We start from the raw sequence: 19,075 nt of genomic DNA, 5'->3' as shown, positions 1-19,075 counted from the left end.
GCGCCGGCCCCTTCGCCTTGGGGACGTGCCCATGGATCGTGTCGCGCGCGACGCCGAGGAACCCGGTGATCGAGGCGAAGGCGATCTCGGGACGGGCGAGAATTCGCGGGTGTGGCGGATCTGTTCCTTGGCCACCGTCGGCGGACGGAAGAGTCGGGCGCCACGGGCGTGGGCGCCGTCCAGGTACTTGTTGGGGTTTCCCGGACGAGCCTCACGCGCCCTACGAACGCATGGAAGACCAGACACATGACCGTCCGATTCGTAGCGACCGCGCCCACGGAGCGCCACGTCGAACGCCGGCCGGACCGGATCGACTCCGTCCGGCAGGGCGGAGTGCCGAACCTCGGCACTCCTACCGAGGGCTGCGGCGCTGCCGGTGGTCGCCGGCCTCGGCTCCCAGTACGTTCAGGAGTGCCAGGGCATTGGCGTCAGGGGATCCGGGCGGGGCGCTGTAGAGCACGAGGTGCTGGTCGCGTTCCGCGAGGGTGAGCCTGTCGCAGTCGACGGAGATCTCCCCGACGACCGGATGACGGAAAGCGATCCTCGCGCTGCGCGCGGTCCTGGAGCGCCGGCCGGTGACTGAACTGGTCGACGAGGCCCGTGTGCGCAAGACACCCAACGCCGCCGTCCTGGTCTACGAACAGGTCGACGGCCTGTTCCACGCCCGCGGCACCGCCCAACCGGACTGCTGAGAGGACTGCGGCCATGAACGTCCTGTACATCAACGGGCCCGTGCAGAACGGCCCCTTCACCATCGCCGAACGGCCGGGCAAGGCGGCCGGCATCCGCGCGGCCGAAGCTCTCAACACCCTCCTTGACGCCGGGCCGGTCCCGCATCTGTGGAACACCGTCACTCTGGCCGGAGACCTGCGCCACCGTGACGCCCCCGATCGGGACACGATCGGCCGGCAGGAGCGGGAGGAACGCGCGATCGCCGCCAAGTACGCGCCGGGCGCGGCCCCGGCCGGTGGCGTTCTCACCGACACCGCTCCCGTCGTGGCCGCCCTCGCGCTGGAGATGACCGAACACCTCCTGCACGAGGGTGTCCTGACGGTCACTCCCACCGGGGTCCGTCTCTGCGCCCGCTGCGGTCACATGACCGGCGCCGTCGCCCACGCCTGCCGGGCGTGCGGGCACCAGGGCTCCCGGCCGCACACCCGGCGGTTGCTGGTCTGGGACCGGCCCCCGGGCACACCAGTGCTCGCACGTGATGACTTCCACGCCCACCGGGCCCGGCCACCGGGCCATCTGCTGACCATCGCCCAGAACGTCCCGGAGCGGCTGATCCTGTCCCGCACCCGCGACCACGGCATCAGCCTCGCGCCGCTCGGGCTCGACGGCCTTGTCCTGGACCCGCGGGCCGGCGTGCACATCGCCGTGCTGGCCGCTGCCGCCCGGCACGGCGCCGGGCAGCCAGCGATGACGGTCACCGAGAACGCCGCAGCGAACGTCGCCGCCTACGGGGCCATGCTCCGGCGACACAACGGAACGCGGCTCCAGTACGCGCTGCACGGGCGCATCCCGTACGACGACACCGCGGCGCTGCACCGGCTGTGCGAGGTGCACCGCGTCAGCCCGGCGCTACGAGAGCTGTTCCTCACCTGATTCCTGCCCCTGTGCTCACTGCACATCCGGGCGGGCATCACTGCGGCACACCTCCCGGGCCTGCTGAAATTCTGGCGCCGCGCCCACCTGGCCCGGCCGGACACACCCGGGAGTGACGTCCTCGCCGAACTGCGGGAAAGCGTCGCGACGGGTGATATGCGCTGGGTCATGGACGTCCGGACCCTGTCCCGGGCCATTCCCGAGTACCCGGTCACCCACGGTTCCGCACAGGAGCCGGAAGGAGCGAGCTGATGAACGAGAAGAACTGGCGGTTCGTCAAGAAGCGGACCGCCGCCGACGGCGCGGTGTACGTCTCCGCCGACAAAACGCGCTACCGGCGCACCGGCGGAGCCGAGCTCCAAGCGGAAGCGGAATTCCAGCGCCGGATCGCGGACCTTAACTACCCGGTCCCGCACCTCCTGGAGGAGGGCGTCACCGACGACGGCCACTACTACGTCGTGGAGGAGTCGCTGGGCGACCAGACACTGCACGACCGGGCGGCGGCGTCGCTGGACGGCGGCCGCGACCTGGCCGACGACGTCGCCGACACCGCCGCGCAGGTCGCCGCCCGGCTGCTGCGCGCACAGGCCGCCTACCTCGTCCAGTCCACGCCCGGCGCACTGCGGCAGTGGCTGGACAGCGCCGGGTTCACCCAGAACGTCTTCCAGGAGAACCCTGACCTGGACAACCCCCGGACGCACGCCGCACTCGACCGAGTGCTGGACCACCTCGGCAGGGTTCCGCTGGCGGCGGGCCACCTCGACTACGGCCTGCCCAACGTCCTGCCGGCCGGGGTCATCGACTGGCAGCACCACGGCCTGGTGCCACTCGGATACGACGTCCTCCCGGCCCTGGAAATCATCGCCTTCAAGGGCGGCACCAAGGGCTACACCGCCAGCCCCGCCCAGCGGCTCCGCTACCTCGCCGTGCTGGACGACGCTTGCCTGAACGCAACCGGACAGCCGGTCAGCCAGAACCTGGGCGCATACCTACTCGTCAAGGCCCTGTTCTTCCTCGCCCTGATGCGGCCAGGCGACCCCTCCCGTACGGACAAGCACCTGAAGTGGCAGTACCGCCGTCACCTCTTCACGAAGGGACTCGAGCAGTATGAGCGCACCGGGACGGTCGATACCGCCCTCTTCCCCGGCCTCGAAGAGTTCGCCGCTGGGCACAGCGCTGGCGACCATCCGTGACCGCGACTACCTCCTGGACCGCTCCGGGGTGATCTCCAAAGTCATCGGCGATGTCCACCCCGGCACGCACTTCCTGGGGTAGGTCAAGTACTACCCGGACGCCCGCGGTGACCGGGTGCTGTTCGGCCGGACGTACCGGCAGAACAGCGTCGTGTCCAAAGCGTTCGGGATCCTTGCCGACCGGCCCGAGTGCTACATCTACTCCCCCGCCGTGGGGTGCGTCATCACCGGCGTGCCCCGCGAGGACATCGTCACCCACTACTCCTGCCGCCAGACCCTCGCCGCACTGCACCAGACCCCCGGCCTCCTGGACCAAACGGCGGTCAGCAAGGACCTGCTCGCCATCATCAACGGGTGCAGATCCAATGAGGGTGTTGTTGATCAGGTGGTGGGTATGAGCTGGTCGCGGTAGCGCGTCTGGTGGTTGCGGATGAACTCCTGCTGCTGGTGCCACGCCCAGTAGGTGTCGAAGTCGCCGTTGGCGCGGACGGCACGCAGTTTGAGTACGGCTTCAGCTCCGGACAGGCCCCAGCGGGCGCCGGTGATGTCCAGGCGGTCTTTGACCAGGTGCCGGCATGCTCCCTCGATGATTCCGGTGGCGATCGGCCAGCCGTGTTCAAGGGCGGTGTCGTAGCGCAAATGCTCGGCCTTGGTGGTCAGGTAGTTCACGGCCTCGTCGATGCCCTTGCGCTGGGCGCCACGCAGTCTGGCGGCGCGGGCGGCTTCCTCGAGTGCAGCGGCTGTCTGCTGCTGCACGCCGCCGCCCAGCAGGACGCGGGTGTGACGGGCGACCCAGCTCTCGGCGGAGGCATCGCCGCTGTCGTGCAGGCACCAGGCTGCTCGCCACAGATATTCGAGCACGTGGATGAGGTCGACGATGATGTGGACGTCCACGCCGCGCTGTAGTGCTTCGGCCTTGATGAGGTCGATCTGATGGCGGGCACCGTCGACCAGGACGACCCAGGGACGGCGGTGTCCGGGGTCGCGGTGCCCTGCCTGGTCGAACACGGCGGACACCACCTGCGCAGCGGTGTCGGTCACCGAACCGCGCAACCATTTCGACCGGGCCTTCGGCCCCTGGCGGCGCTCGGGTGCCGCGCCGTGGTCGGCTTCTTGCCGGTCGGGGTCGGCGATGATGTCGTCGACTGTGCGAGGAGCGGGGTCGGCATCGTAGACGGCTCCCAGGGTGGCCATCCGTTTCCTGCCGTGCTTCTCCCCGGACGCCAGCCGGGTCTTCATCGCGTTGCCGCCCTTGGCCGCCGCGGCCTTCGCAGTGTCCTCACGCAGTGCTTCGCGCCTTATCACCACGCCCTTGCCGTCCACCGACAAGATCAGCGGCGTGGCGTCGGTACAGGGAGCCGGCACGAGCGCGTCGTAGAACGCGTCGATGTCCACCGCGGCGCTGACAGCGAGTTTCTGGACCTGCCGGTGCCCGATGCCGGAGCCGGTGTGGGCGTTGATCCGCTCGCAGGCGTCGGCGAAGCTGCCGCGGCCCCATTTTGCCAGCGTAGCTGGTTACTTCCGTGGGATCAGTGCTCGGCCGTGATGCTCCTTTGTCATCAAGACCACTTCTCGCAGAACGGGTAGAGTTATGCGTGGGCTTCTCTGAGCTGAGCATCTGGCGCTACCGCGCTGAGAGGAGACCAATGACCGAGTTCGACTACCTCGTGGTCGGGGGCGGCACGGCCGGCTGCGTCGTCGCGGCGCGGCTGGCCGAGAACCCGGCCGTCTCGGTCGGGCTCATCGAGTGGGGCCCGAGCGATGAGCACGAGCCACGGGCCCGCTCGATCCGCCGGTGGGCGGAAATGCTGGAGGGCGAGTATGACCTGGACTACCGCTCGGTGCCCCAGGAACGGGGCAACTCTGATATCCGGCAGGCCCGCTTGCGGATCCTTGGCGGCTGCTCCACCGCCAACACCATGATCTCGTGGCGGCCGCGGGTGGCCGATCTGCAAGAGTGGGTCGACGTCGGGGCCGACGGCTGGGACGCCGCCACGCTGCACCCGTATTTCGAGCAGCTGCAGACTCCGATCACGCCGGTGCCGCATCAGGACCAGAATCCGTTCGTGGCCGATGTCATCAGATCGGCGAGCTCCGCGCTGAGCCTGCCGGTCCGGTCGGCCTGGAACGACGAGGACGTCATCGAGGGCACTGGTTTCTTCGAGATCGGCTACTGCCCGGAGACCAACACCCGGTCCTCGTCCTCCATCTGCTATTTGCACCCGGCCCAGCGCAGCTGCGCCAACCTGCAAGTGCTGCTGCAGACGCGGGCGCTGCGGCTGATGCTGGACAGCGGCAACAGGGCAGCCGGCGCCCTGATCCGCACTGGCGAGGGAGCGACCGCAGAGATCTTCGCCCGTAAGGAGGTCGTCGTCTGCGCCGGGGCCATCGACTCCCCGCGCCTGCTGCAGTTGTCGGGGGTCGGGCCGGCCGCCGTGCTCGATGCCGTCGGCGTCGACGTCCGCGTCGATCTGCCAGGGGTCGGCGGCAATCTGATGGATCACGCCGAGGGCATCGTCCTGTGGGAGGTGGCCGAGCCGCCGTCGCGGGTCTGTGCCACCGGCTGGGATGCCGGGGCGCTGCTGCGGCTGAACCCGCATGGGGCGCACCCGGACATCACGATGCACTTCCCGGTCGAGGCGTGGGTGGACCACGTGGTCGCGCATGGCGTCGCGATGCCGCCGTATTACATGGCGATCGCGCCGAACGTGGCCAAGCCCCGCAGTCGCGGCCGTGTCTGGATCACCAGCGCCGATCCGGATGAACGGCCGGCTATCGACTACCGGTATTTCACCGACCCCGGCGGAGCGGACGAAGCCGTCCTGGTCGCTGCCGTGCGCGCCGCCCGGAGGATCGGCGACTCAGAACCCATGGCGTCGCAGTTGCGGCGCGAGGTGTTCCCCGGCCCGCAGGCGACGTCGGATGCCGACATCTCGGCTCTGGCCCGCGCGACCCACCAGACGGTCTACCACGTCAGCGGAACCTGCCGGATGGGCGCCCCCGACGACGCGCTCGCGGTGCTTGATCCCGAGTTGCGGGTGCGCGGCGTGCGCGGGCTGCGGGTGGCAGACGCGTCGGTGTTCCCCACCATCCCGTCGGTCAACCCGGTGGTCACCGTCATGATCACGGCAGAGCACGCGGCCCGCCTGATCCGCCAAGATCAATAACGTGACACGTACCTGCTATTTCCCGTGCGGGTCAGAAGCGTTGAGCGTCTGGACGACCTGGTCGTAGTCGCCGCGCGCCTCGCTGTGGCGCAGGAACTTCACGCGGTCGAACCGGCGTTGTCAACTTGTCCGGGGCTTGTCTGGCTGAGGACGTGTCGGGGTGTGGTGGGGGTGGGGTGTGGGCCGTGGGCTCAGGCTGTTGTGGGCATGCTGGTGAGCCCGGTGATGTGGTTCCAGACGCTGACGCGTTCGTTCAGGCGTTGTCAGGTTTGGCTCGGGCCGTGGGGTGATCTTGGTGTAGATCGTTGCGGGGAGAGGCTGCGGGTGGAGAGCGGGACGGCACCGTCGTCGTACAGGGGTTACCGGTTTCCGCCCGAGGTGATCGGTCACGCTGTGTGGCTGTATCACCGTTTCCCGCTCTCCTACCGGGAGGTCGAGGAGCTCCTCCTGGAACGCGGCATCACGGTCTTCTACGAGACGGTCCGGGCCTGGTGCGCCACGTTCGGCCCCGCCTACGCCACGCAGTTGCGCCGCCGGCAGCCACGCAGTTGCGCCGCCGGCAGCCGCGTCCCGGCGGCAAATGGCATCTGGACGAGGTTTTCATCAAGGTCAACGGGACGATGCGGTACCTGTGACGCGCGGTCGACCAGGACGGCAATGTCCCCGACATTCTCGTCCAGGACCGCCGCGGCACGACCGCAGCCAGGCGTTTTTTCCGCAAGCTTCTCAAGGACCTCGAGTACGTGCCCCGCGTGATCGTCACGGACAAGCTCCGCAGCTACGGTGCCGCCCACCGCGAGGTCATGCCGTCGGTCGAGCACCGCAGTTCGAAGTACTTGAACAACAGGGCCGAGAACAGTCATCAGCCCACGAGGCAGCGCAAGCGCGCTATGAAGGGCTTCCGTTCCAGCGGAGCGGCCCAGAGGTTCCTCGCCGCCTTCAGCCGGATCTCCAGCCACTTCCGACCCCGACGCCATCTGATCACAGCAAGTGATTACCGCACCGAGATGACCGAACGGTTCCGCATCTGGAAGACCGCCACCGGAGCCCTCACGATCGTCTGACCAGGATGCCCCCGGCCCGGCCGAAATCGTCCCCAGCGCACGTCAACTCGCGTACAGCGACAGGAACTTGACAACAAAATCTCTCGCGCTCCTGGCCGTCGTCGCGGCCGTCCGTGGCACTCGGTGAACGGCTGTCGCCGAGCGGGCCGTTCTCAGACGTGCATGTGGCTCACGTCGGAACCGTACGTGTCACCGACGTGGGACCGCAGAACGTCCGAGAAGCCCTGGACGTCGTCGGCACGCAACCGGGCGATCAGCTCCGCGTGTTCGGCGATGATGTCCGCGCAGCGGGCCAGGAGCGTTTCGCCGTAGCTGAAGAGCAGGAACCGCTGGCGGTCCGCGATCCTGTCGTTGAGTTCGAGCATGACCAGGTTGTCACCGACTTCGACGAAGGAGCGGTGGAAGGCGATCGTGAGCTCGACGAAGCAGTTGAGGTCGCGGGCGGCGAGTGCCTGCTTCTGCCGGTCGATGCCCTCTTCCAGCTGCACAGCAAGAGCGGCCCTGCGCTCCGTCGTGGCTCGTTGGACGGCTGTGCTTTCCAGGATGAGCCGGGCGTCGGCGAGGTCCCTGACGGCCTTCTCGCTCAGTCCGCGCACGAGAGCGCCGCGCTTGGGGTAGACGGTGATCCAGCCCTCGTCCTGGAGGCGGACGAGAGCGGCCCGCACCGGGGTACGACTGACACCGAGCTCGGCGGCGAGCCCCGCCTCGCCGAGCATCGTGCCCGGTCGGTGCGTTCCGTCGAGGATGCCCTCGCGGATGGCGGCGTAGGCCCGCTCGGACGCGCTCCCGGTTGTCGACATGACCCCATCCTCCGCACACCAGGCCCGTCGGCGGGTAACCGCCGGAGCATGCACCCTCCGCACACGTTCACAGCACACAGTAACTGGGATACAAAATGCGTGCATGTGGAATACCTGACCGAGGTCGGGTGTTGGAGCACACCAGAAGGCCCGTTCCGGCGGCTCTTCCGGAAACAGAAGGGATCTTCCCGTGCGGCAGATCATCGTCATGGGCTCCGGCCCGGCCGGCTACACGGCCGCCCTCTACGCCGCCCGCGCCAATCTCCGGCCGCTGCTGATCGCCTCCTCCGTGGAAGCGGGCGGCGAGCTGATGAACACCACCGAGGTCGAGAACTTCCCTCTGAAAGGCAGCAACCGTTGAGCACCCTGGAACTCACCAAGGAGAACTTCGACGAGGTCGTCTCGAACAACGGCTTCGTCCTGATCGACTTCTGGGCGGACTGGTGCCCGCCGTGCCGCATGTTCGGCCCGATCTTCGAGGCCGCGTCCGAGCGTCACCCCGACTTGGTCTTCGGCAAGGTCGACACCATGGCACAGCCGGAGCTCGCGCAGGCGTTCGACATCCAGTCGATCCCGACGCTCGCGATCATCCGCGACAAGGTCGCCATCTTCGCCCAGCCCGGCGCCCTGCCCGAGAACGCACTGGAAGACCTGATCGCGCAGTCGCGGAAGGTCGACATGGACGAGGTACGCCAGCAGATCGCAGCGGAGCAGCAGAAGTAGGGGCGGCAGCCCGAACCAAGACGGCGGCATCAGGGGAGAGCGGGCCCGGAGCGCCAGGCCCGCCCGCCGGAACCCGATGCCGCACCCACCCATGAGCACCGCCGGGCGTGATCAGATCAGCTCCGGCCCGAGAAAGGCACTCCCTGTGCAGGACCAGGACATCCACCACCGCATGGCCGAGCTCGTCAGCGAGGAGCATGCGCTGCGCGACGGGAGGACGGGACAGGAGGCGACCGCCGTGCGCATCGACGTGTGGGCTGACGTGGTCTGCCCGTGGGCGTACATCGGCAAGCGGCGGCTGGAGAAGGCGCTCGCCGCGCCGGCGCTGGCCGGCCTGGACGCCGAGGTGGTGTGGCGGCCGTACCGGATCGACCCGACCGCCCCCGCCCACGGCACCCGGCTGGACGAGACCTCCGCCCACGCGGTGGCCGACGGCACCGCGACCTCCTGCGCCGTCGGTCCGTCCACGGCGGACAGCCGGGGGCTCGTGTCCCGGATCGCCGCCGAGGAGGGGTTCGGTCCCGGATGGGGAGAGGTCTGGCACGCCAGCAGTCATGACGCGCACCGCCTGGTCACCCTGTCCTACGAGCACGGCGGCAGCACCCTCCAGGGCGAGGTCGTCGAGCAGGTGATGAAGGCGCACTTCCTCGACGGTGACAACATCGGCGATCGCAGCCTGCTGCACTCCATCGCCGAGCGGGCCGGCATCCACGCCGCCGACACGCTCCTGGACGACGGCGCCGCCGACCGCGAGGTGCGCGAACTCCTCCTGATCGGCAAGGCTCGCGGCATCGCGACCTCGCCCACCATCGTGGTCGGCGACCGGGCACTCGCCGGCGCTCAGCCGCCCGAGGTGATCACCGACTTCCTCACCGCGGCCGCGGACGTACGCCCCCGCGAGATGCCCGAGGAGGTCCAGCGGCTGCGCTGGTCGGAGTCCCTGCTCCAGCAGCGCGACCCCCTGGGCGCCCTGACCCTGCTCCGGCCGCTGCTCGACCATCACGGCGACGACCTGAACGTCCGACAGCTCGCCGCCCGCGGCTACTTCCACTCGGCCCAGCTCTCCCAGGCCCACAAGGTGCTGCGGCGGCTCGTGGAGGACTGCCCCGACGACTCGTACACGCGGCTCATGCTCGGCCGTACCCTCCAGCGCCTCGGCAGAGGCGACGAGGCAGCCGTACACCTGAAGATGGCCGCCGCCATGTCCCCCGAGCTGGCCTGAGGGCCGCCTCCGCGCGCGGCATTGTCAACTTGAGCTGGCGAGCTTGGGGCTGGGATGATCGTCGGGTTTGTTGATCATCGGGGAGGGGCTTGCCGTGGAGACCGAGGCATCGGTGTCGTACAAGCGGTTCAGGTTCCCGGCGGAGTTCACCTCAACGCCGTGATCACCACTTTGGGAGCGAGGTTGGGCGGTTGCTGGCGTGAGCTGCGCACATCTGCCTTGGCGCAGGTCCTCGCGTCTGCACCGTTGTTGCTGCCGAGTCACCGTGAGTCCCCGCCCGTTCTGGCACGAGAGTGGCACGGCCCCGCGGTGGTGGTGAGGTAGCCGGCTCTTGTCGCCCCCCGGGGCGCGCCCTTTACCGTGCCCCCCGAGGGCCTCGCGCCGGGCACGCCGGTGAGCATGACCGGCCTCACCACCCGCAGTCGATGTCGACCAATCCCCCACGGACGACCGGATCGGTGCTCGTACCGCTGATCCGCAGAAGACCGCCGCCCCGCCCCCAGTCCAACTCGTACGTGCCCGCATCGACGGGCCGTAACCATCGTCGACCGTCCAGGATGCCGACTCGCCCTGGGCCAGGCCGGTGCGCCCCACCGCGTACGCCTCGCCATTGCCGATCACGAGAAAGGACGTCTCCCGCACCACGACCGTGCAGCCTCCCGGCCCCGCAGGGCGCAGAACGTGGTACTCCACGTCCGAGATCAGGTCGTCCACCGCTCCCCATGCAGTACCAAGCATCACCGTGACGATCAGCAACCTGCTCGCCAGCCGTGCCGACGTGGCTCGCTTCCGCGGGAGGCTCGAAGCACCCGCCAGGCGGCCCACCCGGGTGAGGGCCCATCGTCACCGCGGCCCGCATGGCCCTCCGTGGCGACGGCCGCCATCACGTCTCCCTGGACAAGGTCATCAAGACGATGAAGGAGACCGGCGCCGACATGAAGGTCAAATACAAGGAGACCGCCCGCGGCGGACTCGCGGTCAACGTCATCGAATGCTGACGGGATAAGTCCTGACCTGCGGTTTCGAGTCTTTCAGTGCTGGTCAGGCCCTTCCCTGCCTGCGGCTCCCACGCGTCGCCGCAGGTGGAACGCGTCCACCGCTTTGATCACACCATGGGAGCAGCCTGTCGCGCCGATGCCCTCTGGGATCGTCAGTGGGATCGGAGGAAGTCGACGGGCGCCAGGGCGGTGCCGGCGGGGTAGCGGAAGTCGAACGCCACGATTGCTTCCGGGGTCAGCTCGGCGCTGTTGTCCGGGTGGACGACGGCGAACGGCAGGCGTCGGCCCTCGGAGTTCATGGCGTGTGTGCCGCGGACCGAGAGCGTGCCGTTCGAGCTGAGCCAGGGCTCGCTGATGTCGAGCGCCAGTGCGCCCGCGTGTGCCTCGAAGCGGACCCCTCCGGCGAATCTCGCCTGCCCGTCGTCGACGGAAAGCAGGGGGAACCGGAAGCACCCGTCTGCCGTTTCCACCGCCGGTGGGGCGACGGTGACGTGTCCGCCCACAGCCCGGACGTAGGTGACGAAGGAGTCGAGGACGCCCCAGACGAGGTCGCCCTCCACCGCTCCTGGCTCGGGCATCCGGGCGGTCACGACGGCCGGCCCCGGTTCAGGAGTTCACCGACGTGCTGCCGGGTGCCCTGCCCCGCGATGAGGCGCCGGAGCTTCATGGTCTTGCGAGGCTCGTTGAGCGTGGCCGCACCGACCAGGCGTTCACCGTGCCAGACGGCCGCGGTGAACCGGTCGGCGTCCGGCGCACCGGATACGAACTCGACGTCGTCACCGGGGATTCCCACGAACTGGATGCGCTGGCCGTACCAGTCGCTCCAGAAGTACGGGACCGTCCGGTAGGGGCTCAGTGCCCCGGGCGTGACGGCGTTGACACCGGCGTGCGCGCCCTGGGCCGCGGCGTTCGTCCAGTTCTCCAGCCGCATGGCGGAGTCGAGGTCGGCATTGGGCCAGTGCGCGACGTCACCGGCCGCGAAGACTCCGGGAAGCGACGTGCGCAGGTACGCGTCGCACACGATGCCGCGGTCCTTCGGGTGCAGCTCGATGCCGGACCCCTCCAGCCACCCGGTGGCGGGAGCCGCGCCCACGCCGACCACCACCACGTCCGCGGGCAGGACCTCGCCGGTCGTCAGTCGTGCGCCCTCGACGCGGTCGTGCCCGAGATACCGCTCAACCGTCGCTGCCAGGCGCAGTGGCGTGCCGTTGCGCGCGTGCAGCGATGCGAGGGCCTGCCCGATGTCGGTGCCGACCGCCCGGACCAGTGGTACGGGCGCGGCGTCGACGATGGTCGGCAGGGCGCCGAGAGCACGGGCGGAGGAGGCGACCTCGGAGCCGATGAAGCCGGCGCCCAGGACGAGTATCCGGACGCCTGGGTGCAGTCGTGCGCGCAGCGCCTGGGCATCCTCGATCGTGCGGAGCGTGAGGATGCCGTCGAGTGAGGGGAGGCCGGGGGGAAACTGCGGCGTCACTCCGGTGGCGACGATCAGACTGTCGTACGGGACGTCGCCGGCGGAGGTGCGCAGGATCTTCGCAGCCGGGTCGAGCCCGGTCGCCGTCACGCCCAGGCGTGCGTCGACCCGCAGTGCGCGCAGTCCTTCGGGGGACTGCAGGTGCTCGACCGGCTCGCCCGAAACGAGATGCGCCTTGGAGAGGGCGGGGCGGTCGTAGGCGAGGTGGTGTTCCGCGCCTACGAGGTGAATGTCTCCGGTGAAGCCGGCCCTGCGCGCGGACTCGACCGCGCGCAGGCCGGCGAGGGAGCTTCCGACGACGACCAGGCTCACTGGTCGTCCCGCGGGACGACGGAGAGGGCGGAGGCGGGGCATGCCTGCACCGCGTCGTCGATCCCGGCGCGGATGTCCGGGGTGACGAGGTCGTCGTACACGATCAGGGTGCCGTCGTCGTCGACCTCGAATCTCTCGGGGAAGATCGACTCGCAGATGCCGATGCCAGTGCAGCGGTTGCGGTCGACGACGATGCGTCGGGGGGTCATGTGCTGGTGCTCCCGTTCAGCCGGTGACGACCGGCAGGTGCCGGTAGCCGTTGATGAAGTCGCTCTTGAGGCGTTCCGGCTCGCCCACCTGGATGTCGGGGAGCCTGGTGAGGATCTCCTTGAACAGCGCGCGCAGCTGGGCCTTGGCGACGGCGTTGCCCAGGCAGTAGTGCACTCCGCCACCGCCGAAGCCGACGTGCGGGCTGCGGGCGCGGGAAAGGTCGAATCGGCGCGGGTCCTCGAACACCGACTCGTCGCGGTTGCCGGAGGCGTAGAAGATGCCGACCTTGTCGCCGGCGTGGATGTGCCGGCCGCCCAGTTCCAGGTCCTGCGTCGCGGTGCGCGCGAAGGCGATGACCGGTGAGGCGTGCCGGACGAACTCTTCGGTGGCGCCGGCGATTCGGCCCTCGAAGTCCGCCAGAAGCCAGGCCTTCTGGTCGGGGTTCTCGGCGAGCTGGATCAGGGTGTGGGTCGTGGTCTGCTTGGTGGTGTCGTTGCCCGCGACGCTGAGCAGGACCATCGTGCTCAGGATCGCCCAGTCGTCGAAGTCCACGCCTTCGACGTCGGCGTGGACGATCGCCGACATGATGTCGTCGCGGGGGTTCTTCCGGCGTTCTTCGGCCAGGGGGAAGCCGATCTCGCTGAGCGTTCCGAACACCTCGCCGAGCAGGTCGTTGAAGTCGACGCCTTCGGGGAGGGCGAGCGGGTCCTGGAGGAGGATGATCCGGTCGCCGGCCTCAGCAAACGTCTCGACCTGGTGCTCGGGGATCCCGATGAGGTCGGCCACGGTCATCATGGGCAGTTTCGCGGCGACCTCGGTGACGAAGTCGATGCTGCCCGCGCCGGTGACCCGGTCGACGATCTGCCGGGCTCGGGCCTCGATCCGCGCGCTCAGCCTGGCGACCGCCTTGGGGGTGAACGCCGAGCTGATGACCTTCCGGTAGGCGGTGTGAACCGGCGGGTCCATGTCGAGGATGACCGACCGGTTGCCGGTGTCGGCCTGGTAGGGGTGGAGCGCGGTGCCTCCGAGAGCTGAGCTGAACAGCTCGTGGTGCTGGCTCACATACGTGATGTCCTCGGCCTTCATCACGGCCCAGAAGCCGGCCTGCCCGTGCTCCTCGGCGGAGAGGCCGGCCTCGATCGGCGGGTGCCAGCTGACCGGCGCCTCGGCGCGCAGCCTGCGGAAGGTGTCGTCGCGCTCGTCCGGCGACTTCGACCAGAACTCCTTGCTGGAGATGTCGAGGGAGGTCGTCGGCTCGTGCGTGCGGGCGAACAGTTCCACGGTGTTTCTCCGTCGCTTCCTCGTGGGTGGGGTGGATCGCGGTCAGTTCGCGCCGGTGGCGGGGGCGCGGAGCGCCTGCTCCTTCTCGGCGGTGTAGGGCGCCCAGCCGAACCGCGCGAGGCCCGGCCCGTCGAGCTTGTGCAGTACGGCCCGCTCGTGGCTGAACACCCGGAGGGTGCGCTCGCCGTGGTAGGCGCCCATCCCGCTGGCGCCGACCCCGCCGAACGGCAGGCCCTCGACTCCGGCGTGCACCATCGTGGCGTTGACGGTGAGCCCGCCGGACGCGGTGCGTTCGAGGAAGGCGGTCCGGGTGGTGTCCCGCCCGGTGAAGCAGTAGAGGGCGAGCGGCTTGTCGCGGCTGTTGATAAGCGCGATCGCCTCGTCGGCGTCGGAGACGGTGATGATCGGGAGGACGGGTCCGAAGATCTCCTCGGCCATCACGGGGTCGTCGAGGCTCACGTCCCGGAGCACGGTCGGGGCGACGTAGCGTTCGTCGCGGTCGACCTGTCCTCCGATGACCGGGGTCCCCGATCCACAGAGGCGTGCGAGGCGATCGACGTGACGGGCGTTGACGATGCGTCCGTAGTCGGCCGATGCCCGCGGATCGGCGCCGTACATCGCCGCGATGCTGCGCTCGAGGGCCTCGACGAGGGGTTCGACGGCGGCCGGCGTCGCGAGTACGTAGTCCGGGGCGATGCAGGTCTGGCCCGCGTTGAGGAGCTTGCCCCAGGCCAGCCAGGCGGCGGCTTCGTCGATGTCGGCCGACTCGTCGATCCAGACGGGCGACTTACCTCCGAGCTCCAGGGTGACCGGTGTCAGGTGCTTCGCCGCCGCAGCCATGACGATCTTCGCGACGGTGCCGTTGCCCGTGTAGAAGATGTGGTCCCAGGCGGCTGTGAGCAGTTCCGTGGTCTCCTCGACCGCCCCTTCGACCAAGCGGATCGCGCGGGAGTCGAGGTAGGCCGGGAACAGCTTCGCCATCAGGCGGGACGTCTGCGGCGCGAGTTCGCTGGGCTTGACGACGACGGCGTTCCCGGCGGCGATCGCCCCCACGAGCGGCATCAGAAGCAGATGGACCGGATAGTTCCACGGCGCGATGATCAGGACGGTCCCGAGAGGCTGGAGGACGGTCGAGGCGGTGGCGGGATGCAGGTAGCCCGGTGCCGGCACCTCCTGCGGTGCGAGCCAGTTCTCGAGGTTTGCCAGCGTCAGGGCGATCTCGGAGCGGACCGACCCGATCTCGATGGTGTGCGTCTCCAGCGGGTGCTTGCCCAGATCGGACTTCAGCGCGGTCTCGATCGCCGGTCCGTTCTCCGCGAGAAGGCGGTCGAGCGCGGTCAGCTGCTCGCGGCGCCACGCCGGCGCAGTGGTGCGGCCGGTCGCGAAGGCCTCCCGCGCTTCGCGCGCGGCAGCGGCGGGGGAGCTGTCGGTGGGGGAACTGTCGGTGGGGGTCATCGCCTGTCTCCGTTCATCAGCAGGACGGGCTTGATCGCGGAGCCCGCTGCCGAAGCCGCCTCCGCCTGGTTGACGTCCGCGAACGGGAACGTCGTGATGAGGCGGTCGAACGGGAACAGTCCGCGCTGCCACAAGGAGATGAGTTCCGGGATGAACACGTGCGGGTTCGAGTTGCCCATGTAGGCGTAGGAGACCGACTTCCCGGCCAGGGACGTCGGGGCCAGGGTGAGCGGTTCGAAGCCGGCTCCGACCAGCACCGCGAGCCCAGGGCGGCCGATCACTTCGGTCGCGGCGGCCATGACCTCCCCGCGCGACGTCGTGTCGAGGGAGCAGTCGAAGGGCCCTTCGTCGCCGACGACCTCACCGGCGAGGTCGTCCACGGCCGCCGGGTCGACGACCCGGTCGGCGCCGAGTTCGAGCGCGAGCGCGCGGCGGCCGGCGTGGACGTCGACCGCGACGATCCGGCCGGCGCCGGAGGCCTTGGCGGCCATGACGGCGGCGAGTCCCACCGCGCCTGCCCCGAACACGGCGACGGAGTCACCGGGGCGCAGCCGCATGACGTTGATCACGCATCCCGCGCCCGTCATGATCCCGCAGCCGAGCGGGCCGACGAGCTCGAGATCGACGTCGTCGGGCAGCTTGACCGCGTTGCGCTCGTTGGCGAGCGCGTATCCGGCGAACGACGACTGGCCGAACCAGCGGTTGGCGACGTCCTCGCCGTCGGCGAGTCGGGCCGATGCCCGGGACTCCGCGCCGAAGCCGCCGAAGTTGAGCAGTTCGAATCCGGTGCAGTGGTAGGGCCGGCCGCCGTGGCAGGCCGGGCAGGCGCCGCACGAGTCGAAGGTCAGTACGACGTGGTCGCCGGGCCGCAGGCTCGACACCGCCGACCCGACGGCCTCGACCACGCCGGCCCCCTCGTGCCCCAGGATGACGGGGAAGTTCCCGATCGCACGGGCGACGCTGTCGGTGTGGCACATTCCCGTCGCCACCACGCGCACGAGCACCTGGTGCGCGGCGGGTGCTTCGAGGGTGACCGTGTTGAGGTCGAACCGCCCTTCCCCGGAGCGCAGTACGGCCGCGAGCGTGTCGGTGGTGGCGCTCACGCCGTACCCTCCTCGGCCGCACGGGATCCCTTGAGTTTGGAGGCCGGGAAGAAGCCGGCCTTGACGGTGCCCGAGAGGTCGTCGCCCTCCGCGCGCAGCTTCCAGACCACGGTGGCATTGATGGGCGTGTCGATCGGCAGGGTGAAGTTCGCGGTGTCCTCGGTCAGGACGAGGCCCTGGACCTCGCTGCGGCCTTCCGGGGAGTCCAGGATGCCCATGGGCGGCTCGCCGCCCTTGAGGGTGATCGTGAGGTTCTGCTTGCCGAACGGAGTGTTCATCTCCGCCGACCATGTCCCGGTGATGCCTGGCATGGGCGGCTCTCCTTTGAGCGGGTGCGCGAATCTGGTCGAACCCCGCAGCGCTTCTGAGCTGCTCGGGGGTGGGTGAGGAGTCGTGGCGCCCTCGGCTGCCGACAGGGCAGCGCGCCGATGCGATTCCGGCGGACATCCGCCTCGCTGTTCCCGGGCGGGAACTGAGTGGCAGCGTAGGCTTGCCGACGGGGAACGTCAACAGTGGTGTTCCGACCGCAGAGAGAGAAGGTCCATGGCCACTCGACCGAGCGCCGACGCCAAGCGCCGCCCGCAGGGGATGAAGGCCGGCTTGGATCTCCCCCAGATCCTCAGGGCCGCGTCCTCGATCCCGCCGGACGACCTGACCATGCAGGCGGTGGCCGACCGGCTCGGCGTCGACCGTAAGGCGGTGAACCACCACGTGCCGGACCGCGCGTCCCTGCTGCGCCTGGTCGCGGTCGACGCGTTCGCGCGGAACTTCGCGCCGGTCTCGATTCCACCCGAGTGCGACTGGCGCGAGGCCAGCCGGATCTACGGACACGGCATCGCGACGGCCGTGGCCGCGCTCGGCCCCCTGGCCGGCCACGTGCGGGTCAGCAGGTCCGTCGACGCGCTCCTGCTGGCGGCCACGGAGGCGCTGCTGGCGAAGTTCGTCGAGGGCGGCTTCGACCTGGAGACCGGCCTGAGGGCGGTGGCGATGCTCAGCGAGATGTGCGACGCGTACGGGCAAGGGGTTGCCGGCATGGAGCGGGACGGCGGCGGCATGCGCGACCTGTGGCTGCGCGAGGTGCTGCGCGAGCACCCGGAGGAGCGCCCCCGCTACCTGCTCGAGGCCGCCCAGTCCGTGGTGAGCACCTACGACGCGCGCCAGCTCGAGCTCTCCATCGAGGTCTTCATCCACGGCTTCGAGGGGATCGCCTCCGCCGGCCGTCCTTGACTCCGGCTCGAGAGCCTCCTAGCCTCGCCGCACCGCGCTCTTCCCGCCCGGGAACTATGGATGGTGCGACGAGGACAAGGGAGTCCGATCATGAGCACGACCAACACCGGGGCTCAACCCGCGTTCGACGACATCAAGGACAACGTCCTGACCGAGGAGCGCCTCCTGGGCAGCGAGCGGCGGTGGCGCCGCCTCGGTGAGCCCGTCCCCGCCGGAAGCACCCTCAACGAGGATGGCAGCCGCGACCACGGGCTCTTCGGCCCGGGCAGCGTGACCTGGGAGGTGCTGCTGCACCCCGCGACGATCGTCTTCGAGACCGTCGCGCAGGCGACGCTCCAGCTGCTCTACAAGCCGATCCCCGCAGGGATCCGCGACGAGGACCCGATCTCGCGCAAGGCCAGGGCGGGCACCTACACCGTCTTCGACGGCTTCGAGCGGGCGCAGCGCAACTCCGGGATGCACGCGCCCATGTGGCTCGGGAACACCGAGACCGCGACGCGGATGGCCGCCCACCTGGGCCGCGTCCACCGGCACGTCAAGGGGGACATCATCGACGTCGCCACCCCCGAGCTGGGTGGCTACGCGGCGGCCGAACCCCGGGACGCGATGTGGGCGGCGATCACCGAACTGCACTCGATCCTGTGGATGTACGAGCGGTTCGCGTACCACGGGGAGGAGGGCCCCCGGCCGCTGACCGAGGCCCAACGCGACCAGTACGTCCGGGAGATGGGCGCCTACCTGCGCCTGGTCGGAGCGGCCGAGGACGAGATCCCGGGCTCGATGGCGGAGCTCGACGCGCTCTACGACACGTACGGGGACCTCTTCGGCACGAGCGAAACCATCAACGTCCACCCGGAGACCGGCCAGGACATGCACGAGGTCATGTCCGAGTGCATGCGCCGGAACTGGCACCCCTCGCACCAACTCGCCGTCGACGTCCTGGAGGAGGTCTACCAGCGGTTCGTGACCCAGATCCTGGCCGCCTTCCCGGAGCGCATACAGATCAAGGCGGGCCTCGACGAAGCGCGGCGCGTGGAGGCGGCGCGGCTGCTGGAGGACTCCCAGGACCTGATCCGCAGGATGCAACTGCCCGAGAACGAGCGGCGCATCATGCGGATGATGTGGGGCCCGGACGGCGTGGCCCTCATCACCAACGCGCGCGACCTCCACCAGCAGGCCCTCCGCGAGCGCGCCGGTCAGAGCTGATCGCAGCCCGCCTCTCCACCGTCAGGCCCACCAGG

18 protein-coding genes and 3 pseudogenes are annotated in these 19,075 nt (G+C 69.6%); 11 read left to right on the top strand and 10 right to left on the bottom strand.

What is annotated here, in order from left to right; all coding sequences use genetic code 11:
* Positions 1-352: 352 nt before the first annotated feature.
* The gene (locus tag ACIBB8_RS30075) at positions 353-610 is read right to left on the bottom strand and encodes a hypothetical protein (RefSeq protein ID WP_398957415.1); all 258 of its coding nucleotides are present in this window, start codon (positions 608-610) and stop codon (positions 353-355) included.
* 95 nt (positions 611-705) lie between these two features.
* Between ACIBB8_RS30075 and ACIBB8_RS30070 the strand changes: the two genes are divergently transcribed.
* From ACIBB8_RS30070 to ACIBB8_RS30060, 3 genes are all read left to right on the top strand, one after another.
* Positions 706-1,605 (top strand): hypothetical protein, encoded by a 900-nt coding sequence (locus tag ACIBB8_RS30070; protein ID WP_398957413.1) that lies wholly within the window; start codon positions 706-708, stop codon positions 1,603-1,605.
* A gap of 251 nt (positions 1,606-1,856) precedes the next feature.
* A complete protein-coding gene (locus ACIBB8_RS30065) occupies positions 1,857-2,798 on the top strand; it encodes a phosphotransferase (RefSeq protein ID WP_398957411.1) in 942 nt (313 codons plus the stop codon).
* A gap of 151 nt (positions 2,799-2,949) precedes the next feature.
* Positions 2,950-3,210 (top strand): hypothetical protein, encoded by a 261-nt coding sequence (locus ACIBB8_RS30060; RefSeq protein ID WP_398957409.1) that lies wholly within the window; start codon positions 2,950-2,952, stop codon positions 3,208-3,210.
* On the opposite strand, the gene ACIBB8_RS30055 is transcribed toward ACIBB8_RS30060, so the two are convergent.
* Positions 3,180-4,304 carry an ISKra4 family transposase gene (locus ACIBB8_RS30055; RefSeq protein WP_398957444.1) on the bottom strand — a complete coding sequence of 375 codons (1,125 nt, stop codon included), beginning with the start codon at positions 4,302-4,304 and terminating at the stop codon, positions 3,180-3,182. The two genes, ACIBB8_RS30060 and ACIBB8_RS30055, sit on opposite strands and share 31 nt — an antisense overlap.
* A gap of 140 nt (positions 4,305-4,444) precedes the next feature.
* On the opposite strand from ACIBB8_RS30055, the gene ACIBB8_RS30050 reads away from it, so the two are divergent.
* Together ACIBB8_RS30050 and ACIBB8_RS30045 are read left to right on the top strand one after the other, a co-directional pair.
* Positions 4,445-5,965 (top strand): GMC family oxidoreductase, encoded by a 1,521-nt coding sequence (locus tag ACIBB8_RS30050; protein ID WP_398957407.1) that lies wholly within the window; start codon positions 4,445-4,447, stop codon positions 5,963-5,965.
* 324 nt (positions 5,966-6,289) lie between these two features.
* Positions 6,290-7,029 (top strand): annotated as a pseudogene (locus tag ACIBB8_RS30045) (IS6 family transposase).
* 152 nt (positions 7,030-7,181) lie between these two features.
* On the opposite strand, the gene ACIBB8_RS30040 reads toward ACIBB8_RS30045, so the two are convergent.
* On the bottom strand, positions 7,182-7,829 hold the full coding sequence (locus ACIBB8_RS30040; protein ID WP_398957405.1) for a GntR family transcriptional regulator: 648 nt from the start codon (positions 7,827-7,829) through the stop codon (positions 7,182-7,184).
* A 208-nt stretch (positions 7,830-8,037) separates the two neighbouring features.
* On the opposite strand from ACIBB8_RS30040, the pseudogene ACIBB8_RS30035 reads away from it, so the two are divergent.
* From ACIBB8_RS30035 to ACIBB8_RS30020, 4 genes and pseudogenes are all read left to right on the top strand, one after another.
* A pseudogene (locus tag ACIBB8_RS30035) lies at positions 8,038-8,169 on the top strand (thioredoxin-disulfide reductase); the annotation flags it as partial.
* A 17-nt stretch (positions 8,170-8,186) separates the two neighbouring features.
* Positions 8,187-8,552, top strand: coding sequence for a thioredoxin domain-containing protein (locus ACIBB8_RS30030; protein ID WP_366696069.1), 366 nt, complete (start codon positions 8,187-8,189; stop codon positions 8,550-8,552).
* Between the two features lie 145 nt (positions 8,553-8,697).
* The gene (locus ACIBB8_RS30025; protein WP_366696067.1) at positions 8,698-9,774 is read left to right on the top strand and encodes a DsbA family protein; all 1,077 of its coding nucleotides are present in this window, start codon (positions 8,698-8,700) and stop codon (positions 9,772-9,774) included.
* A gap of 842 nt (positions 9,775-10,616) precedes the next feature.
* Positions 10,617-10,772, top strand: a pseudogene (locus ACIBB8_RS30020) (L-serine ammonia-lyase, iron-sulfur-dependent, subunit alpha); the annotation flags it as partial.
* Between the two features lie 152 nt (positions 10,773-10,924).
* On the opposite strand, the gene ACIBB8_RS30015 reads toward ACIBB8_RS30020, so the two are convergent.
* Genes ACIBB8_RS30015 through ACIBB8_RS29985 form a run of 7 tightly spaced genes read right to left on the bottom strand, consistent with a single transcriptional unit; the run spans position 10,925 to position 16,918 of the window.
* A complete protein-coding gene (locus ACIBB8_RS30015; protein ID WP_398957402.1) occupies positions 10,925-11,350 on the bottom strand; it encodes an HtaA domain-containing protein in 426 nt (141 codons plus the stop codon).
* An 8-nt stretch (positions 11,351-11,358) separates the two neighbouring features.
* On the bottom strand, positions 11,359-12,558 hold the full coding sequence (locus ACIBB8_RS30010; RefSeq protein WP_398957400.1) for an NAD(P)/FAD-dependent oxidoreductase: 1,200 nt from the start codon (positions 12,556-12,558) through the stop codon (positions 11,359-11,361).
* Positions 12,555-12,767 (bottom strand): ferredoxin, encoded by a 213-nt coding sequence (locus ACIBB8_RS30005; RefSeq protein ID WP_398957398.1) that lies wholly within the window; start codon positions 12,765-12,767, stop codon positions 12,555-12,557. Before ACIBB8_RS30005 ends, ACIBB8_RS30010 begins: the two co-directional genes overlap by 4 nt.
* A gap of 16 nt (positions 12,768-12,783) precedes the next feature.
* A complete protein-coding gene (locus tag ACIBB8_RS30000; RefSeq protein ID WP_398957396.1) occupies positions 12,784-14,049 on the bottom strand; it encodes a cytochrome P450 in 1,266 nt (421 codons plus the stop codon).
* Positions 14,050-14,091: 42 nt separating this feature from the next.
* Complete coding sequence (locus ACIBB8_RS29995; protein WP_398957394.1) at positions 14,092-15,504, bottom strand: aldehyde dehydrogenase family protein; 1,413 nt, start codon at positions 15,502-15,504, stop codon at positions 14,092-14,094.
* Complete coding sequence (locus tag ACIBB8_RS29990) at positions 15,501-16,607, bottom strand: NAD(P)-dependent alcohol dehydrogenase (protein WP_398957392.1); 1,107 nt, start codon at positions 16,605-16,607, stop codon at positions 15,501-15,503. The genes ACIBB8_RS29995 and ACIBB8_RS29990 overlap by 4 nt, the downstream gene beginning before the upstream one ends.
* Entirely contained in the window at positions 16,604-16,918 is a 315-nt protein-coding gene (locus ACIBB8_RS29985; RefSeq protein WP_398957390.1) for a hypothetical protein, read from the bottom strand. The genes ACIBB8_RS29990 and ACIBB8_RS29985 overlap by 4 nt, the downstream gene beginning before the upstream one ends.
* Positions 16,919-17,150: 232 nt before the next feature.
* Between ACIBB8_RS29985 and ACIBB8_RS29980 the strand changes: the two genes are divergently transcribed.
* Together ACIBB8_RS29980 and ACIBB8_RS29975 are read left to right on the top strand one after the other, a co-directional pair.
* Positions 17,151-17,834: a hypothetical protein gene (locus ACIBB8_RS29980; protein WP_398957388.1), complete on the top strand. Its 684-nt coding sequence runs from the start codon at positions 17,151-17,153 to the stop codon at positions 17,832-17,834.
* A gap of 90 nt (positions 17,835-17,924) precedes the next feature.
* Entirely contained in the window at positions 17,925-19,040 is a 1,116-nt protein-coding gene (locus tag ACIBB8_RS29975) for an oxygenase MpaB family protein (protein WP_398957386.1), read from the top strand.
* Positions 19,041-19,075: the final 35 nt, after the last annotated feature.

The organism is Streptomyces sp. NPDC051286, assembly GCF_044455345.1.
Lineage (GTDB): Bacteria > Actinomycetota > Actinomycetes > Streptomycetales > Streptomycetaceae > Streptomyces.
This window is presented reverse-complemented; position numbering and strand designations above follow the sequence as displayed.

What these genes read in the sequence shown, in the direction of transcription:
- ACIBB8_RS30070 (WP_398957413.1), top strand. Translation starts at nt 706, where the DNA reads ATGAACGTCCTGTACATCAACGGGCCCGTGCAGAACGGCCCCTTCACC.
- ACIBB8_RS30065 (WP_398957411.1), top strand. Translation starts at nt 1,857, where the DNA reads ATGAACGAGAAGAACTGGCGGTTCGTCAAGAAGCGGACCGCCGCCGAC.
- ACIBB8_RS30050 (WP_398957407.1), top strand. Translation starts at nt 4,445, where the DNA reads ATGACCGAGTTCGACTACCTCGTGGTCGGGGGCGGCACGGCCGGCTGC.
- ACIBB8_RS30040 (WP_398957405.1), bottom strand. Translation starts at nt 7,829, where the DNA reads ATGTCGACAACCGGGAGCGCGTCCGAGCGGGCCTACGCCGCCATCCGC.
- ACIBB8_RS30015 (WP_398957402.1), bottom strand. Translation starts at nt 11,350, where the DNA reads ATGCCCGAGCCAGGAGCGGTGGAGGGCGACCTCGTCTGGGGCGTCCTC.
- ACIBB8_RS30005 (WP_398957398.1), bottom strand. Translation starts at nt 12,767, where the DNA reads ATGACCCCCCGACGCATCGTCGTCGACCGCAACCGCTGCACTGGCATC.
- ACIBB8_RS29995 (WP_398957394.1), bottom strand. Translation starts at nt 15,504, where the DNA reads ATGACCCCCACCGACAGTTCCCCCACCGACAGCTCCCCCGCCGCTGCC.
- ACIBB8_RS29985 (WP_398957390.1), bottom strand. Translation starts at nt 16,918, where the DNA reads ATGCCAGGCATCACCGGGACATGGTCGGCGGAGATGAACACTCCGTTC.
- ACIBB8_RS29980 (WP_398957388.1), top strand. Translation starts at nt 17,151, where the DNA reads ATGGCCACTCGACCGAGCGCCGACGCCAAGCGCCGCCCGCAGGGGATG.
- ACIBB8_RS29975 (WP_398957386.1), top strand. Translation starts at nt 17,925, where the DNA reads ATGAGCACGACCAACACCGGGGCTCAACCCGCGTTCGACGACATCAAG.